This window comes from Micromonospora sp. NPDC048839 (genome assembly GCF_040649915.1).
Taxonomy (GTDB): Bacteria; Actinomycetota; Actinomycetes; order Mycobacteriales; family Micromonosporaceae; genus Micromonospora.
Genome location: NZ_JBEZGL010000003.1, coordinates 398,734 through 414,116, shown reverse-complemented (window position 1 = coordinate 414,116; position 15,383 = coordinate 398,734). Strand labels below are relative to the sequence as shown.

Annotated in this window: 17 protein-coding genes; 11 read left to right on the top strand and 6 right to left on the bottom strand. The window is 72.8% G+C overall.

The features are described from left to right. Positions 1-13: 13 nt before the first annotated feature. Positions 14-925: an A/G-specific adenine glycosylase gene (locus AB0C25_RS08010; RefSeq protein ID WP_357370759.1), complete on the bottom strand. Its 912-nt coding sequence runs from the start codon at positions 923-925 to the stop codon at positions 14-16. Positions 926-1,021: 96 nt separating this feature from the next. On the opposite strand from AB0C25_RS08010, the gene AB0C25_RS08005 reads away from it, so the two are divergent. The 3 genes from AB0C25_RS08005 to AB0C25_RS07995 all read left to right on the top strand — a co-directional run bounded on the left by AB0C25_RS08005 (position 1,022) and on the right by AB0C25_RS07995 (position 2,950). Further along, the gene (locus AB0C25_RS08005; protein WP_357370757.1) at positions 1,022-1,534 is read left to right on the top strand and encodes an ACT domain-containing protein; all 513 of its coding nucleotides are present in this window, start codon (positions 1,022-1,024) and stop codon (positions 1,532-1,534) included. Continuing rightward, positions 1,531-2,103: a peptide deformylase gene (locus tag AB0C25_RS08000; RefSeq protein ID WP_357370755.1), complete on the top strand. Its 573-nt coding sequence runs from the start codon at positions 1,531-1,533 to the stop codon at positions 2,101-2,103. Before AB0C25_RS08005 ends, AB0C25_RS08000 begins: the two co-directional genes overlap by 4 nt. 118 nt (positions 2,104-2,221) lie before the next feature. Further along, the gene (locus AB0C25_RS07995) at positions 2,222-2,950 is read left to right on the top strand and encodes a hypothetical protein (RefSeq protein WP_357370753.1); all 729 of its coding nucleotides are present in this window, start codon (positions 2,222-2,224) and stop codon (positions 2,948-2,950) included. 6 nt (positions 2,951-2,956) lie between these two features. Here AB0C25_RS07995 and disA read toward each other — a convergent pair whose 3' ends face one another. The 4 genes from disA to AB0C25_RS07975 all read right to left on the bottom strand — a co-directional run bounded on the left by disA (position 2,957) and on the right by AB0C25_RS07975 (position 7,607). After that, entirely contained in the window at positions 2,957-4,141 is a 1,185-nt protein-coding gene (gene disA, locus AB0C25_RS07990; protein WP_184179279.1) for a DNA integrity scanning diadenylate cyclase DisA, read from the bottom strand. Positions 4,142-4,273: 132 nt separating this feature from the next. After that, the gene (gene radA, locus AB0C25_RS07985; RefSeq protein WP_357370750.1) at positions 4,274-5,731 is read right to left on the bottom strand and encodes a DNA repair protein RadA; all 1,458 of its coding nucleotides are present in this window, start codon (positions 5,729-5,731) and stop codon (positions 4,274-4,276) included. Positions 5,732-5,816: 85 nt separating this feature from the next. Beyond that, on the bottom strand, positions 5,817-6,626 hold the full coding sequence (locus AB0C25_RS07980) for a hypothetical protein (RefSeq protein ID WP_357370748.1): 810 nt from the start codon (positions 6,624-6,626) through the stop codon (positions 5,817-5,819). A 141-nt stretch (positions 6,627-6,767) separates the two neighbouring features. Further along, positions 6,768-7,607 (bottom strand): UbiA family prenyltransferase, encoded by an 840-nt coding sequence (locus AB0C25_RS07975; protein WP_357370746.1) that lies wholly within the window; start codon positions 7,605-7,607, stop codon positions 6,768-6,770. A gap of 45 nt (positions 7,608-7,652) precedes the next feature. On the opposite strand from AB0C25_RS07975, the gene AB0C25_RS07970 reads away from it, so the two are divergent. The 4 genes from AB0C25_RS07970 (at position 7,653) to AB0C25_RS07955 (ending at position 11,437) form a co-directional block, all read left to right on the top strand. Then, positions 7,653-8,417: a methyltransferase domain-containing protein gene (locus AB0C25_RS07970; protein WP_357370744.1), complete on the top strand. Its 765-nt coding sequence runs from the start codon at positions 7,653-7,655 to the stop codon at positions 8,415-8,417. Between the two features lie 41 nt (positions 8,418-8,458). After that, positions 8,459-9,625, top strand: a complete 1,167-nt coding sequence (locus AB0C25_RS07965) for an acyl-CoA dehydrogenase family protein (protein ID WP_357370742.1) — start codon at positions 8,459-8,461, stop codon at positions 9,623-9,625. Positions 9,626-9,719: 94 nt separating this feature from the next. Beyond that, positions 9,720-10,769: a type III polyketide synthase gene (locus AB0C25_RS07960; RefSeq protein WP_357370740.1), complete on the top strand. Its 1,050-nt coding sequence runs from the start codon at positions 9,720-9,722 to the stop codon at positions 10,767-10,769. A gap of 32 nt (positions 10,770-10,801) precedes the next feature. Continuing rightward, a complete protein-coding gene (locus tag AB0C25_RS07955; RefSeq protein WP_357370738.1) occupies positions 10,802-11,437 on the top strand; it encodes a hypothetical protein in 636 nt (211 codons plus the stop codon). Between the two features lie 19 nt (positions 11,438-11,456). Here the strand turns inward: AB0C25_RS07955 and AB0C25_RS07950 are convergent, their stop codons facing one another. Then, on the bottom strand, positions 11,457-12,143 hold the full coding sequence (locus AB0C25_RS07950; RefSeq protein ID WP_357370736.1) for a hypothetical protein: 687 nt from the start codon (positions 12,141-12,143) through the stop codon (positions 11,457-11,459). 328 nt (positions 12,144-12,471) lie between these two features. Here AB0C25_RS07950 and AB0C25_RS07945 point away from each other — a divergent pair, with 328 nt between their 5' ends. From AB0C25_RS07945 to AB0C25_RS07930, 4 genes are read left to right on the top strand one after another with little or no spacing between them, the layout of a single operon-like run. Beyond that, positions 12,472-12,957 (top strand): CarD family transcriptional regulator, encoded by a 486-nt coding sequence (locus AB0C25_RS07945; protein ID WP_007073334.1) that lies wholly within the window; start codon positions 12,472-12,474, stop codon positions 12,955-12,957. A gap of 55 nt (positions 12,958-13,012) precedes the next feature. Then, complete coding sequence (ispD, locus tag AB0C25_RS07940) at positions 13,013-13,708, top strand: 2-C-methyl-D-erythritol 4-phosphate cytidylyltransferase (RefSeq protein ID WP_357370734.1); 696 nt, start codon at positions 13,013-13,015, stop codon at positions 13,706-13,708. A gap of 13 nt (positions 13,709-13,721) precedes the next feature. Further along, entirely contained in the window at positions 13,722-14,207 is a 486-nt protein-coding gene (gene ispF / locus AB0C25_RS07935) for a 2-C-methyl-D-erythritol 2,4-cyclodiphosphate synthase (RefSeq protein ID WP_357371072.1), read from the top strand. Positions 14,208-14,217: 10 nt separating this feature from the next. Further along, positions 14,218-15,246: a tetratricopeptide repeat protein gene (locus AB0C25_RS07930; protein ID WP_357370732.1), complete on the top strand. Its 1,029-nt coding sequence runs from the start codon at positions 14,218-14,220 to the stop codon at positions 15,244-15,246. The last annotated feature ends 137 nt before the right edge of the window (positions 15,247-15,383 follow it).

Genomic DNA, 15,383 nt, shown 5'->3' with positions numbered 1-15,383 from the left:
GAGGGCCGGTGGGTCAGGTGGTGAGGTCGGCGGTGGTGCATGACGGGCCGTCGCCGGCGAGGCGGAAGGAATCGGTGTCGGCCGGTTCGACCAGCCCGTCCTGCACCAGACCGGCCAGGGCTCGGGCGCGTTGCACGTCGTCGGTCCAGACCTGGTCCAGCCGTTCGTGTGGTACCGGACCGGTGGCGTCCCGGAGCACCCCGAGCAGCAGGCCGCGTACCTGTCGGTCGGTGCCGGCGTACCGCTGGGGTCGGCGGGTTGGACCTGTTGGGGCCTCCTGGCCGGAAGCCCGCCACGCGCAGATCGACTCGACCGGGCAGGCCGGGCAGCGCGGCGACCGGGCGGTGCAGATGACCGCGCCCAGTTCCATGAACGCGGCGCTGGCCAGAGCCGCCGCGGCCGGTTCCGTCGGGAGTAGCTCTTCGGTGGCGACCAGGTCGGCTGGCCGGGTGACCGGTCCGGCGTCCGGCTCGCCGGCTACCGCCCGGCAGACCACCCGTCGCACGTTGGTGTCGACCACCGGGTGCCGCTGCCCGTACGCGAATGCGGCCACCGCCCGTGCCGTGTACGTGCCGACTCCCGGCAGGGCCAGCAGTTGCTCAAGGCGGTCCGGAACCTGGCCGCCGTGCCGGTCGACGATCGCCACCGCGCATTCCCGCAGCCGAACCGCCCGACGGGGGTAGCCGAGGCGTCCCCACATCCGGATCGCCTCGGCGGGGGAGTCCGCCGCCAACGCTGCCGGGTCCGGCCAGCGGGCCAGCCACGCCTGCCAGGCCGGCACCACCCGGACCACGGGTGTCTGTTGAAGCATGACCTCGCTGACCAGGATGGCCCACGGGCTGGTGTCCGGTGCACGCCAGGGGAGGTCACGGGCGTGTTGCTGAAACCATCGGCTGACCAGGGTGGCGAAATCGGGTTGAGTCATGGCGTCGTCGATGATGTCACGCGCTGGGGTCCCGCTGGTTGGGCGGCTCGGGCGGGGTGTCACGGCGGCGCGTCCCGGATCGGAGAGAATGCGCGGATGAACGAGCTCGCGATCACCGTCATCGGTCGGGACCGGCCGGGCATCGTGGCCGACGTAGCCGAGGTGTTGGCTCGACTGGGCGCGAACCTCACCGACAGCACGATGACTCGGCTGCGGGGACATTTCGCGATGACCCTGATCTGCACCGGGCCGGCCGCCGCCGAGGTTGAGGCCGCGCTGGCGCCGCTGGCCGCCGAGGGTCAACTGCTGGCGACGGTACGCGCGGTCACCCCGGACGGTGAGGTGCCCGCGGTGGGTGAGCCGTACGTGCTGGCGGTGCACGGTTCGGACCGGATGGGCATTGTCGCGGCGATGACCCGGGCGCTTGTCGACGCCGGCGGGAATGTCACCGACCTGAGCACCCGGTTGGCGGGTGCGCTCTACGTGGTGCTGGCCGAGGTCGAGTTGCCGGCGGGCGTGGCCGACGCGCTCGTGGACCGGCTGCATCGGACGGCTGCTGACCTGGGCGTGGAGGTCACGCTCCGGCCGGCGGACCCGGATCTGTTGTGAGCGGCGCGGAGAGTGTGCCGTACGCCGGTCTGGGTGGCTGGACGCCGGAGGCGTTGGCCGCGTCGGGTGCGGTACGGGCGGTGATGTCCGCCCCGCATCCGGTGCTGAGTCGGGCCGCCGGAGAGGTCGATCCGACGGCGGACGAGACGGTGCAGCTCGCGGCAGACCTGGTGGCGACGATGCGGGTGTCGCCGGGTTGTGTCGGGTTGGCCGCCCCGCAGGTCGGGGTGGGTGCTCGTGTCTTCGCCGTCGACGTGACCGGGCACCCGAAGGCGGTGACGGTGCACGGGGCCTTCGTGTTGTGCAACGCCCGCGTGGTAGAGGCGACCCGGTGGAAACCGGGCCGGGAGGGGTGCATGTCGGTACCGGACCTGACCGGTGACGTGAAGCGGGCCAGCCGGCTGGTGGTGGAGGGTGATCTGCCGGGCACCGGCGGGCCGGTCCGGTTGGTGACCGACGGCTTCGAGGCGCGGGCGTTGCAGCACGAGATCGACCACTGCTCGGGGCTGCTCTTTCTGGATCGGGTGGCTGGTGCGCACGCCGTCTATCAGCGCAAGGTCTACCTCTGAGCGGGTGCCGGACGATCGAGATCTCCGTCCAGAGTGGAGGGTTCTGCTCGCGTCCCGGCAGGGCTCCGGCGCGTCGCGCCACACTGGCGGGCGCAGCGCGGCTACGGTGGGGGGCATCATGCGTCTGACGGTCGGCCCCCTGCCACCCGCCGTGTACTGGCGGCGTCGCGTCGTCGTACTCGGAGCGGGGCTTCTCTTCCTGATTGTCCTGCTCTATTCCTGCACCAACTCGGGTCGCTCCGACGACCCGAAGGCTGCGGGGTCGCCGACGGCCACGCCCACCGGGGCGGCCGGTCCGGGCGCCCCGGTGCTGACGCCACAGACCGGCGCTCCGCCGCCGTCCGCCTCCGGCGACCCGGATGCGACGACCCCGGATGCGACGACCCCGAGCCCCGCGATCACCAGCAACGACCCTCCGCCGGGCACGGTGGCCAATTCGGTGGACGACGGCACCTGCACCGATGCGGAGATCCGCGTGGTCTCGATGGCGAGCCCGACCTCGGTCCAGCGTGGGGCGGTGGCCGACCTGCAACTCAAGATCAAGAACACGTCGGACCGGACGTGCAGCCGCAACGTCGGCGCCGACCTGCAAGAGATCTTCATCAAGTCCGGTGCCGAGAAGATCTGGTCCTCCGACACCTGCGGCAAGGTCCAGGGCTCGGACGTGCAGTCCTTCACCCCGAACTTCGAGCGCTCCTACCAGGTGGTGTGGAACGGGCGGGACACCAGTCGGTGCGACGCCAGTGGGTTGGCCGCCGGGCCGTTCCCGCCGCTCGGCGCGTACGAGGTGTTCGCCCGGGTCGGCACGAAGCTCAGCGCACCGGTCAAGCTCACCGTCACCGGCTGAGCCGGATCAGACGTACCGTTCCAGGATCGACGCCTCGGCGAGGCGGGACAGCCCTTCACGGACACCGCGCGCCCGGGCGTCACCGACCCCCTCGACGGCCTGTAGGTCCTCCACGGTGGCGCCCAGCAGCCGTTGCAGGCTGCCGAAGTGCACCACCAGGCGGTCGACCACCGCCACCGGCAGCCTCGGCACCTTGGCCAGCAGTCGGAAGCCGCGCGGGCTGACCGCCGCGTCCAGCGCGTCGGACGCGGCCGGGTAGCCGATCGCCTTGGCCACCGACACCAGGTCGATCAACTCGGTGGCACCGAGCAGGTCCAGCTCGACAAGTGCCTCGTCGAGGGTGCGCGACTTGCGGCCGACCGGGAGGTAGTCCCGGATGACGAGCGTCCGATCGGCGTCCACGCCGGCCATCAGCTCGTCGAGCTGCAGGGCCAGCAGGCGGCCGTCGGTGCCCAGCTCGACCACGTAACCGGCGATCTCGTCGGCGATCCGGCGGACCATCTCCAGACGCTGCACCACGGCCACCGCGTCCCGTACGGTGACGAGATCCTCGATCTCCAGGGCGGAGAGCGTGCCGGAGACCTCGTCGAGCCGGAGCTTGTAGCGCTCCAGGGTGGCGAGCGCCTGGTTGGCCCGGGAGAGGATCGCCGCCGAGTCGTCGAGCACGTGTCGTTGACCGTTGACGTAGAGGCTGATGATCCGCATGGACTGGCTGACCGAGATGACCGGGTAGCCGGTCTGCCGGGCCACCCGCTCGGCGGTGCGGTGTCGGGTGCCGGACTCTTCGGTCGGGATGGACGGGTCGGGCATCAGGTGCACGGCCGCCCGGACGATCCTGGTGCCGTCGCTGGAGAGCACGACGGCGCCGTCCATCTTGCACAACTCCCGGACCCGCGTCGCGGAGAACTCCACGTCCAGCGGAAAACCGCCGGTGCACAGGCCCTCGACGACCTTGTCGTAGCCGAGCACGATGAGCGCACCCGTGCGGCCACGCAGGATGCGCTCCAGCCCGTCGCGCAGGGCGGTGCCCGGGGCCATCAGGGCGAGGTTGGCGCGCAGTGGATCGCCGGCACTCCCGGTGGCTCCCGCGGTCACGCTCACGCTGATCGGGCGGGCGGGCGAGCCCACGGCGCCGGTGCGGGCCTGGGGCGGCGCGCCGGCTGGCTTGGTGGTATCGCGGTCGATCGGCACGGACACAGTCTACGGACTGCCGTGCGGTGGGTGCTGTCGTGGTTACTGTGATGTGTCACGATGCGGCCCTTCCAACCCGTTTCCCGCTTGCGGCGTGCTGTCCGGTTTTGCCGTCCCCGTCGGCACGCTGGGTCACTCGGCGGACGCGCGGGCAGCATGGTGCAGCGCCGAACGGACGTCCGTGACCTCGGTCACCCGCATCTGCTGGGGGCCGGCGCCGGTGCTGGTCGGGCCGCAGCCGGGCGGCACGAGGGCCACCTTGAACCCCAGCCGGGCCGCCTCGGCCAGCCGGCGGGGCACCGCCCCGACCCGGCGTACCTCGCCGGTCAGACCGACCTCGCCGATCGCCACCAGGTGCGGTGCGATGGCCAGGTTGAGCCCGCCGGAGGCGACCGCCAGCGCGACCGCGAGGTCCGCGGCCGGCTCCACCACCCGGATGCCGCCCACCGTGGCGGCGAAGACCTCCCGGTCGTGCAGGGTCAGCCGCTCGGTGCGTCGTTGCAGCACCGCGAGCACCATCGCCAGTCGCGCCGAGTCGAGACCGGAGACGGTACGCCGGGGAGAGCCGGCAACCGTCGCGCCGATCAGCGCCTGCACCTCGGTGACCAGGGCGCGCCGCCCCTCCATGGCCACCGTGACGCAGGTGCCCGGGACCGGTTCCGCGTATCGGGTCAGGAACAGCCCGGACGGGTCGGCCAGGCTGCTGATGCCGCCCTCGTGCATCTCGAAGCAGCCGACCTCGTCGGCCGCGCCGAACCGGTTCTTCACACCGCGCACCAGACGCAGCGAGGAGTGCTTGTCGCCCTCGAAGTGCAACACCACGTCGACCAGGTGCTCCAGCACCCGAGGCCCGGCCACCTGGCCGTCCTTGGTGACGTGCCCGACCAGCACGGTGGCGATGCCCCGCTCCTTGGCGACCGAGACCAGCGCGGCGGTGACCGCGCGCACCTGGGTCACCCCACCGGGCACCCCCTCGGTGCCGGTGGTCGAGATGGTCTGCACCGAGTCGAGCACCAGCAGACCCGGCTTGACCGCGTCGAGGTGACCGAGCACCGACCCCAGGTCGCTCTCCGCCGCGAGGTAGAGCTGGTCGTGTAGGGTGCCCATCCGTTCGGCACGCAAGCGCACCTGACTGACCGACTCTTCCCCGCTGACGACAAGCGAAGGGCTGCCGGCGCCGGCTGCCCACTGCTGGGCCACGTCCAGCAGCAGTGTCGACTTGCCGACGCCGGGCTCGCCGGCGAGGAGCACCACGGCACCGGGCACCAGACCACCGCCGAGCACCCGGTCGAGCTCGCTCACCCCGGTGGGCACGGCGCGAGCCGGGGCGGCGCTGATGGTGGCGATCGGCCGGGCCGGCTCGGCCGGCATCCGGGAGCTGACCACCCGACCGGCCACGGTCGGGCCGGTCGTCGTGCTCTCGACCACCGCGCCCCACTCGCCGCACTCCGGGCAGCGCCCCACCCACTTGGGCGGCTGGTGCCCACAGGCGTCGCACTGGTACGCCGGGCGCGGCTCGCGGGCGGCGGACCGCCCACGCGCGGCACCGGCCGTGCCACTGCGCGAAGGAGTCGATCGGGAGGTGGTCACATCAGGACGCTAGCCCTCTCGTACGACGAAAACACCCCGGCGTGGTGGTCACCACGCCGGGGCGTCTGTCGATACGGAGGTTGCGTCACTCGTGGGTCGTGCCGCCCTCGTTGCCCTCGTAGCCGCCCTCGCGCTCGATGAGCGGCGAGGGAGGCGCCGCAGGGGTGAGCGGCACCGCGATCGGCGCCTGGCCGGTCACGGTGTTGCCGTTGCCGAAGTCGAAGGTCACCGAGACGTTCTGGCCGGAGCGCAGCGCCTCGGTCAGGCCGATCAGCCGGAGCTGCGAGGTGGCCTCGGAGTTGAGCTGGATGTAGCTGAGCGGAGCCAGCTCGATCCGGGCCAGCTGGCCGGGGGCGGCCGGACTGGCCGAGCCCGACGCGCGCGCCGACTCCGGGGCGGACGGCGTGGCCGAGGACGAGCCGGTCTCGGACGGGGTCGCCGACGGGCTGGCCGAACGGGACGCGGGGGTCGACGGGCTCTGCGAGCCGGACGGGGACGCGCTGCCCGACGGAGTCGCGCTGGCCGAGGCGGACGCGCCGGCGGAGGCGCTGGCCGAGGCGGACGCGCTGGTCGAGTCGCCGCCGATGCGCACCTCGCGGGCGTTCTCGGTGGTGACGGTGACGGTGACCGTCTGCTTCGAGTCGTTGTAGATCACGGCGCTCAGCGGAGCGTCCTGGCCGGCCCGGTAGCCCTCGGTGCCCGGGTATTCCACCAGCAGACCACGCACGGAGAAGGATCCGTTGTTGGTGGTGAGGTTGACGCCCTGGACCGACGGCTCCTTCAACGCGGTCTCGGCGATCTGACCGGTGCCGCATCCGGACGCCAGCAGGCCGGTTGCCGCAATCCCGGACAGCAACAGGGCCGCCCGCCGGGATCCCCTGATCGAGCGCGTCACGTCGGTCCTCCTCGTCACAATCCCCACCCGGGCCGCACGCCCGGGCACGGTGGCCATACCCGCGCAGACCGCGCTCCAGGGTAGTTGGGGCTGATCGAGGCCCGCACGCGGACCCGGCAATGCCACCTGGCCGGGTGGCGCTCACACCACCCGACCGCTCGCCACCAGCAGGACCACGTCGATCAGGGCCACCAGCATGACCGCCCGGAAGGCCGCCACCGGCCGCCGGCCGGCCCGGACCGCCGAGCGTCCGGCGTACCAGCTCAGTGCCGGCACCACGGCGGCCGTGCCGACCGCGGCCAGCCCGATGGCCGACGGCGGCCCGGGTGGTCCGAGGACCAGGGTCGCGGTCGCCGCGAGGAGCAGACCGGCCGCCGCCGCCCGACTCCCGGCGGACCCCAGCCGATGCGGCAGACCGCGCACCCCGGTCCGGGCGTCGTCGGCCAGGTCGGGCAGGACGTTGGCGAAGTGCGCGCCGGCCCCCAGGCAGGCCGCCGCGACCAGCAGCCAGGCGGGCGGGGTCGGTTGACCGGGCAGCGCGAGCACCACGAAGGCGGGCAGCGCGCCGAAGGAGACGGCGTACGGCACCACCGAGAAGGCGGTGGCCTTGAGCGGCCAGTCGTAGAGCAGCGCCGAGACCAGGGCGACGGTCAACCAGAACGCCGCCGTCGGGTTCGTGGTCAGCGCCAGCAGTGGACAGGCCACCGCGGCCGCCGCCGCGGCCCAGGCCGTGGTGCGCCGGCCGACCGCGCCGGCGGCGACAGGTTTGTCGGTACGCCCCACCGTGGCGTCCCGCTCGGCGTCCAGCGCGTCGTTGGTCCAGCCCACGGCGAGCTGGCTGGCCAGCACGGCGAGCACCACCGAGACGATTCCGGACGGCCGGTGACCCACTCCCCAGGCCAGTAGGCCGGAAACCGCGGTGACCGCTGCGGCCGGTTCCGGATGGCTCGCTCTGACCAGCCCTAACACCCTTGACGACATAAGGGAAGTCTGGTCGTTACCGAGCAGTCGTGCCACGCTCGTGCCATGCGAGACGTGGCTGCGTCCCCGGCGTCCACCGGCCCCCGGGTGCTGCCGCGAAACGACCCGCGCCAGTACGACGACCTGGCCGCTGAGTGGTGGCGGCCGGATGGCGCGTTCGCGATGCTGCACTGGCTGGCCGCGGCCCGCGCGGCGCTGGTGCCACCGGCGACCCGTCCCGACGAGCTGCTGGTGGACCTGGGTTGCGGTGCCGGTCTGCTCGCGCCGCACCTGGCCGGCAAGGGCTACCGCCACGTCGGTGTGGATCTGACCCGCTCGGCGTTGCTGCAGGCAGCCGAGCACGGGGTGCGCGTCGTTCAGGGTGATGCGACAGCGGTCCCGCTCCCGGACGGGTGCGCCGACGTGGTCTCCGCGGGCGAGTTGCTGGAGCATGTGCCGGCCTGGCCGCGGGTGGTCGCCGAGGCGTGCCGGCTGCTGCGTCCGGGCGGCCTGTTGGTCCTGGACACCCTGAACGACACGGCCCTGGCCCGGCTCGTCGCGGTACGGATCGCCGAGCGGTTGCCGACGGTGCCGCGCGGCATCCACGACCCACGGTTGTTCGTGGACGCGCGGGCGCTGGTGGCCGAGTGCGCTCGGCACGGCGTGGACCTGCGGGTGCGCGGCATCCGTCCACAGGTCGGGGGCATGCTTGCCTGGTTGCTGCGCCGGGCCCGCACGTCCGGTGCGACGTCCACCGGCCGCGCGCCGCGCATCGTGCCGACCCGGTCCACCGCCGTGCTCTACCAGGGCCGGGGGGTCCGCAAAGGATAGTCCGGCCGTGGCGGGGTATGGGACGCCGAGGAGGAGACGATATGACGGTGCAGGCGCTTGAGGCGGCCCGCCGGTTGGCGCCGCGGTTCGCCGCGCGCGCGGCGGAGCACGACCGGGACGGTTCCTTCCCCATCGAGGACTTCCGCGACCTGCGGGAGGCTGGCCTCTTCGGGTTGATGGTGCCCCGGGCACTGGGAGGCATGGGGGCCAGCTTCGCCGAGTACGCCGCGGTGGCCACTGAGCTTGCCCGAGGCAACGGCGCGACGGCCCTGGTGTTCAACATGCACGCCTCGGTGACGGGTGCCCTGGGAGCGGTCACCGAGGAGCTGGCCGAGGCGTTGGGTGTGCCGGACGAGGCGTTGGCAGCTCGGGACCGCCTGCTCACCGCCGCCGCGCAGGGCTCCTGGTACGCGGTCGCGATGAGCGAGCGCGGCGCCGGTGCCCGGCTGTCCCAGCTCACCACGGCGTACCAGGAGACCGACGAGGGTTGGCACCTCAAGGGCAGCAAGACGTTCTGTTCCGGCGCCGGTCACGCCGACGGTTACCTGGTGGCGGCACGCAGCGCGGCCGACCAGTCGGTGGTCTCGCAGTTCCTGGTGCCGGCCGGTGACGGGTTGACCGTGGAGCCGACCTGGGATTCGCTCGGCATGCGCGCCACCTCCTCGCACGATCTCCACCTGGATGTCACGGTGCCCACGGACCGGCTGCTCGGCGGCGTGGAGGGGCTGGCGCTCGTGGTCGCCCAGTTGATGCCGCACTGGTTGGTGGCCAGTTACGCGGCCGTCTACGTGGGGGTGGCCCGGGCGGCGATCGACGCGGCGGCCGAGCACCTGAACGCCCGCAACCTGGCCGGCCTGCCGGCGGTGCGGGCCCGGCTGGGGCGGGCGGACGCCACGACCGCCGCCGCGCAGCTGGTGGTCGCCGAGGCGGCCCGTCGGGTGGACGACGCGCCGGGCGACGAGGAGACCAACCGCTGGGTGTGGCGGGCGAAGCTGCTCGCCGGCACCACGGCCGCGGAGGTGGCGGCGTCGGTGTTGGAGGCCGCGGGCACCTCGGCGACCCGACGTGGTCATCCGTTGGAGCGGCTCTACCGCGACGCCCGCTGCGGCTCGCTGCACCCGGCCACGTCGGACGTCTGCGCCGACTGGCTGGGCATCGCCGCTCTGGGCGGCGACCCGGACCGCGACGGTTTGGCACCGCGTTGGTGAGGCGGCTCCGCGGGTTCGGCACGGAAGATGGGCCAGCCGAGGCGGCTGGTGGGACGGCCAGGGGGAGGACAGCATCTGACGAGAGGTGGGGATCGTGTCCGTACCAGTGATCGCGGGGCTCGGGACTGCACAGCCGCCGTCCGCTTCGCAGGACGAGTTGTGGGAGGGCTTCTTCTCCCGGCACTTCACCGGCACCACCCGGTCGTTGGCCCAGCGGATCTTCGCGAACTCCGGGGTGACCCGGCGTCAGGCTGCGGTCAACCCGCTGTTGGAGGACGTGTCGGACTGGCCGACCGAGCGCCGGATGCGCCGCTACCAGGTGGAGGCGCTGCCGCTGGGAAAGGAGGCGGTGGGTCGCGCCCTGACCGCCGCCGGGTTGGACGCCGGCGACATCGGCATGTTCATCGTCTGTTCCTGCACGGGCTACGCCACCCCCGGGCTGGACATCCTGCTCGCCCGGGACCTTGGCATGGCGGCGGACACCCAGCGGATGTTCATCGGCCACATGGGCTGTTACGCGGCGCTGCCGGGGCTCGGCGCGGCGAGTGACTTCGTCACCGCACGGGGGCGGCCGGCGCTGCTGCTCTGCGCGGAGTTGACCAGCCTGCACATCCAGCCGTCCAGTGCCAGGGTGGACACCCAGCAGATCGTCTCGCACGCGCTCTTCTCGGACGCCGCGGTCGCCGCCGTGGTCGTGCCGGGTGGTCCGGGGTACGCGTTACGCGAGGTCACCTCGGTCACCGACACCTCGACCGCCGATCACATGACCTGGGACGTCACCGATGCCGGCTTCCGGATGGGGTTGTCGCCGAAGGTGCCGCAGGTGCTGTCGAGGCACGTACGCGGGTTGGTCGACGACCTGTTGGCCCGGCACGGCGTCACCAGTTCCGAGGTGGACGGTTGGGCCGTGCACCCGGGCGGGCCGCGGATCCTCAACGTGGTGGAACGGGAGTTGGCCCTCCCTCCGGAGGGGCTGGCGGCGTCCCGGGCGACGCTCGACGAGCACGGCAACTGCTCGTCGCCCACCGTGTTGCTGATCCTGGACCGGTTGGGCCGTTCCACACCGGCGGCCCGACGCATCGTCATGCTGGCGTTCGGCCCCGGCCTCACCCTGTACGCCGCCCTGCTCGATCGACAGGAGTAAAAATCCGCCCCTGGCGGCGTTACGCTCGATGGATGGATGCGACGGCGGAGGGGCGGCTGCGCTCGGCGGTGCTGTTCGGCGCGACGGCGGCCCTCCTGGTCGCCGGTGGCTGGTGGTGGCGCTCCGCCGCGCCCGCTCCGGTGGCTCGGCCGCCCGGGACGGCGGCGACGCCTGTCGCGGGGCCCAGCGTCAGCACGCCGTTGGAGCGCGCCCTGGTCCGGGGTATTGGGGCGACCGCGCGGGTGGATGGAGAGACGGGGGCGGTCGTCCGGGCGGTGGATGCCCCGCGGGCGGTGCTCGACCCGGCCAGCGGTGAGATCATCGACATCGAGGGTGATCCGAGCTGGCTCTTCTTCCAGGGCGAGCTGCCCTCGTTCCGCGAGACGATCTGGCAGGAGCGGGCGGTGCTCGTGCCGAGACAGCGCATCGTCCGGCAGGCGGGCGGCGGCGACTCCCGCTACCTGCTGCAGTACCGGTGCACCAGGCCGGGCACCCTGTCGGTGACGGTCATCGAGGCCGAGTCGGCCGGGCCGTCCGAGATCGACTGCGACGGCACGATCACCAGCGCCGAGGTTTTCTCGCACGGCAGGCCGTTCCGGGTGTCGCTGTCGACCGGCGGGGTGCGCGAGATCGATATCGAGGCGCAACTCGTCGGCCTGCCCCGCTAGGTGTTCTGCCCTCGTGGCGTCAGCCGGCGAGGGCGCTCAGGTCGTTGCGGTAGGAGTCGACCGTCCCCAGTTCGGGCAGCACCCGGGTCACTGTGCCGGTGCGGTCGACCAGCAGTGCGGTCAGGGTGCCGGCGTGGACCGGTTGGCCCAGGAACGACCGCAGTCCGCCAGCGGGGTCGGCAAGTGCCCGGACGCCGGTGCTCGCCGGCGGCGAGGTTTCGACCCTCCGCCCTCCGGCCACGGTGATCACCGCGATTCCGGGGGGCGCCGCCGTCGCGGCCTCGTCGATCCGCTCGGGGCAGGGGCAGCCGTCGACCAGGATGATCATGGCGGGCAGCAGGCCGCGCAGCGGCACCGGCGCCTGGGCGGCGTCGACCAGGTCCAGCGCGGGCAGTGCCCGGCCGGCGACGGTCGCGGGACGCGCGTACGGGGCTGGGGTTGGTCGGTCGGTGCCCCGGCTGGCGCGGGGCCAGGCGACGGCGAGCAGGCCGGCCATCGTGGTGAGCAGAGCGACAACCAGCACCAGTAGTGGCAGGGCCAGGCGGCCGGGGCGGTCGCCGGCGGCACGGCGCAGTTCGCGACGAAGTTGGGCGGCCTCGTCGGCGAGCGCCGAGGCGTCGTCCGGAACCACGATGCGGCCCCACTCGGGCGGTAGGCCGGGCAGGCCGTCGGCTGGCCCGTGGCCCTCGGCATCCGGCTTGCCCATCGGACCTCCTGGAAGGGGCTCGAGAGCGGTGTGCGGCTCGGCCTCCAGGGTCCCGCACCAGGGGCACCTCCCGCTACACCTGGGCGCATTCTCGCCAACCGCGATACCATGGGAGAAGCGCATAGCCCTTGATCTCGACGTTCTGTTCACTAGTGCCGGGCAGTCATCCGCACGTTACGGAGCGTGTTCGAACCATTGGTTTGACCGCCTGTCAAGCTGAAGCAAGACCTCTCACAGGGCCCCTGAGCTGCGCCAACGGTCAGGACATCGGTGAGACATCGGTGCCTGAGCGTGTTACCCTAGACACAGCGAAAGGGGTTTCGAACCTATGGTTTTCAGTGTCGGCGAGACCGTTGTCTACCCCCACCACGGGGCCGCACTCATCGAGGCAATCGAGACTCGGGTCATCAAGGGCGAGCCTAAGCAATACCTCGTCCTGAGGGTCGCGCAGGGTGACCTGACGGTCCGGGTGCCGGCCGAGAACGCCGAGATCGTGGGCGTCCGTGAGGTGGTCGGCGAAGAGGGCCTCGGTAAGGTCTTCGACGTTCTGCGGGCTCCGCACACCGAGGAGCCGACCAACTGGTCGCGGCGTTACAAGGCCAACTTGGAAAAGCTGGCCTCCGGCAATCCGCTGAAGGTCGCCGAGGTCGTGCGCGACCTGTGGCGCCGGGAGCGGGAGCGGGGCCTCTCCGCTGGCGAGAAGCGGATGCTGGCCAAGGCCCGCGACATTCTCGTTGGTGAGGTCGCGCTGGCTGAGAAGAGCACCAAGGATGAGGCGGAGACGCTGCTCGACAAGGTCCTCACCGAGGCCTAGTCCGCAGAGCATCGTCGTCCCACCAAGTAGCGAAGAAACCACCGAGGACCGCGACGTGACCGCGCAGCTCAATCCGCGCGGTGACGTCGCGGTCCTCGTGCCTGCGGCGGGTGCCGGCGTACGGCTCGGCCCCGGCCGACCCAAGGCGCTGCGCCTGCTCGCCGGCGAGCCACTGTTGGTGCATGCCGTGCGTCGACTGGCCGCCGCACCGTCGGTGCACACGATCGTGGTGGCCGCGCCGGTCGCCGACGTGCAGGCCGTTCGCGAGCTGTTGGCCCCGGTCGCACCGGTGATCGTGGTGGCCGGCGGTGCGGAACGGCAGGCGTCGGTGGCCGCCGCGCTGGCCGCGGTGCCCACCGGCCCGACGATCGTGCTGGTGCACGACGCCGCCCGCGCGCTCACCCCACCCGAACTCGTCGAATCCGTCGCGGCGGCGGTTCGCGACGGGCGGGACGCGGTGATCCCGGTGCTGCCGGTCGTCGACACGATCAAAGAGGTGGGCGCCGACGAGGTGGTGCTCGGCACCGTCGACCGTTCCGCCCTGCGCGCGGTGCAGACCCCGCAGGGTTTCCGCCGGGCCGTGCTCAGCGCCGCGCACGCCGCGGCCGGCGATCCCCTCACCGACGACGCCGGGCTGGTCGAGAAGCAGGGCGTCGTGGTGAGCTGCGTGCCGGGCTCCGAGTACGCCCTGAAAGTCACCAGGCCGTTCGACCTGGCGCTGGCCGAGCACCTGCTTGCCGCCTCCGGTTGACGCGTACTCTCGGATCATGATCGTTCCCCGGGTCGCCATCGGCACCGACGTGCACGCGTTCGAGCCCGGCCGGCCCTGCTGGGTCGCGGGCCTGCTCTGGCCCGACCAGGACGGCCTCGCCGGGCACTCGGACGCCGATGTGGTCGCGCACGCCGCCTGCAACGCGCTGCTCTCCGCCGCCGGCCTCGGTGACCTCGGCTCCGCGTTCGGGGTGGACCAGCCGGAGTGGGCCGGCGCGTCCGGGGTGGCGCTGCTGACCGAAACGGCCCGCCGGGTACGCGACAGCGGCCTGGAGATCGGCAACGTGTCGGTGCAGGTGATCGGCAACCGACCCAAGATCGGCCGCCGCCGGGCAGAGGCCCAGGAGGTGCTGTCCGCTGCCGTCGGCGCCCCGGTCACCGTCTCCGCCGCGACCACCGACGGTCTTGGCTTCACCGGCCGCGAGGAAGGGCTGGCCGGCGTCGCGGTGGCCCTGGTGTACGACGCGCCGGCCGCTTAAGCTCGCCGCGATGTCCAGCGACCCAGCCCCCGACCAGTCCGCCGCCGACGGCTACCTCCAGCGGGCCCAACTTCTCGCCGAACTCGGGCGCCACGACGAGGCGGCCGGGGAGCTGGCCTACGGGTTGGCCCTGCAACCGGATGACGCGGACGCGCTCACCACGCTGGCTCGGGTGCACCTGGCCGCCGGTCGCCCGGCCGAGGCGCTCACCGCCGCCGACACGGCCGTGGCCGCCGCACCGGAGGCCCTGCCACCGCTGGTCGCCAGGGGCATGGCGCTGGCCGACCTGGAGCGCTACAGCGAGTCGGCGGCCACCGCCGACCGGATCCTCGCCCTCGGCCCGGCTGACGCGTACGCCCAGCGGAGCGCGGCGGCGCTCCTGGCGGACGCCCGCAACGGCCAGCCGGCGCTGAACGCGGCGTGGCGTGGTGTCGAACTGGCACCGGAGGAGCCGCAGGCGCACCTGGTGCTCAGCCTGGTCGCCGCCCGGCTGAACCTGTTCGACCTGGCCGAGCGGGCCTACCGGGAGGCGTTGCGGCTCGACCCGCGCGTCGCCGAGGCTGGGCACGACGTGGGTGTCCTGAGGTTGGAGCAGCGCCGCTGGTCGGAGGCGTTGGCGCACGTCGCCGAGACCGTCGCCATCAGCCCGAGTCGCATCGAGTCGCCACGGACGCTCGCGCACGGCCTGCACCGCCTGGTGCTCTACGGCGCGGGTTGGTCGCTGGTGGCGGCGGTGCTGGTGGCCTTCACGGCGTCGGCGAGCGACGGGTTGTCCCGCGCCCTGGCGGTGCTCGCCGCGCTCAGCGGGGGGAACGTGGTCTGGCAGCTCGCGGCCCGGTTGCCGGGGCTGACCCGGACCGTCCTGCCGGCCCTGCTGCACTCGGACCGGGCGATCGCGCTGGCCGTCTACGCAGTGGCGGCCGCGCCGCTGCTGCTGCTGATGTACGCCGTGGTCGGCTCCCCGTGGCCCCTGGTGCTGGCCATCGCCGTCACGGCGGTGGCCGAGTTCGCCATCTTCACCAGAACCGCCCTGCGCTAGGGCGTGTGTCAAAGTCCTCGGTCGAGCCGAGGCGGAGTCCAGACGGCGGTCCGGCAAGGCGGAGATTGGCCCGGATACCGGTGTTGTATCCGGGCCAATCTCCAACGCGGCCGGTCGTCGTCTGGGCACGCCGCAGG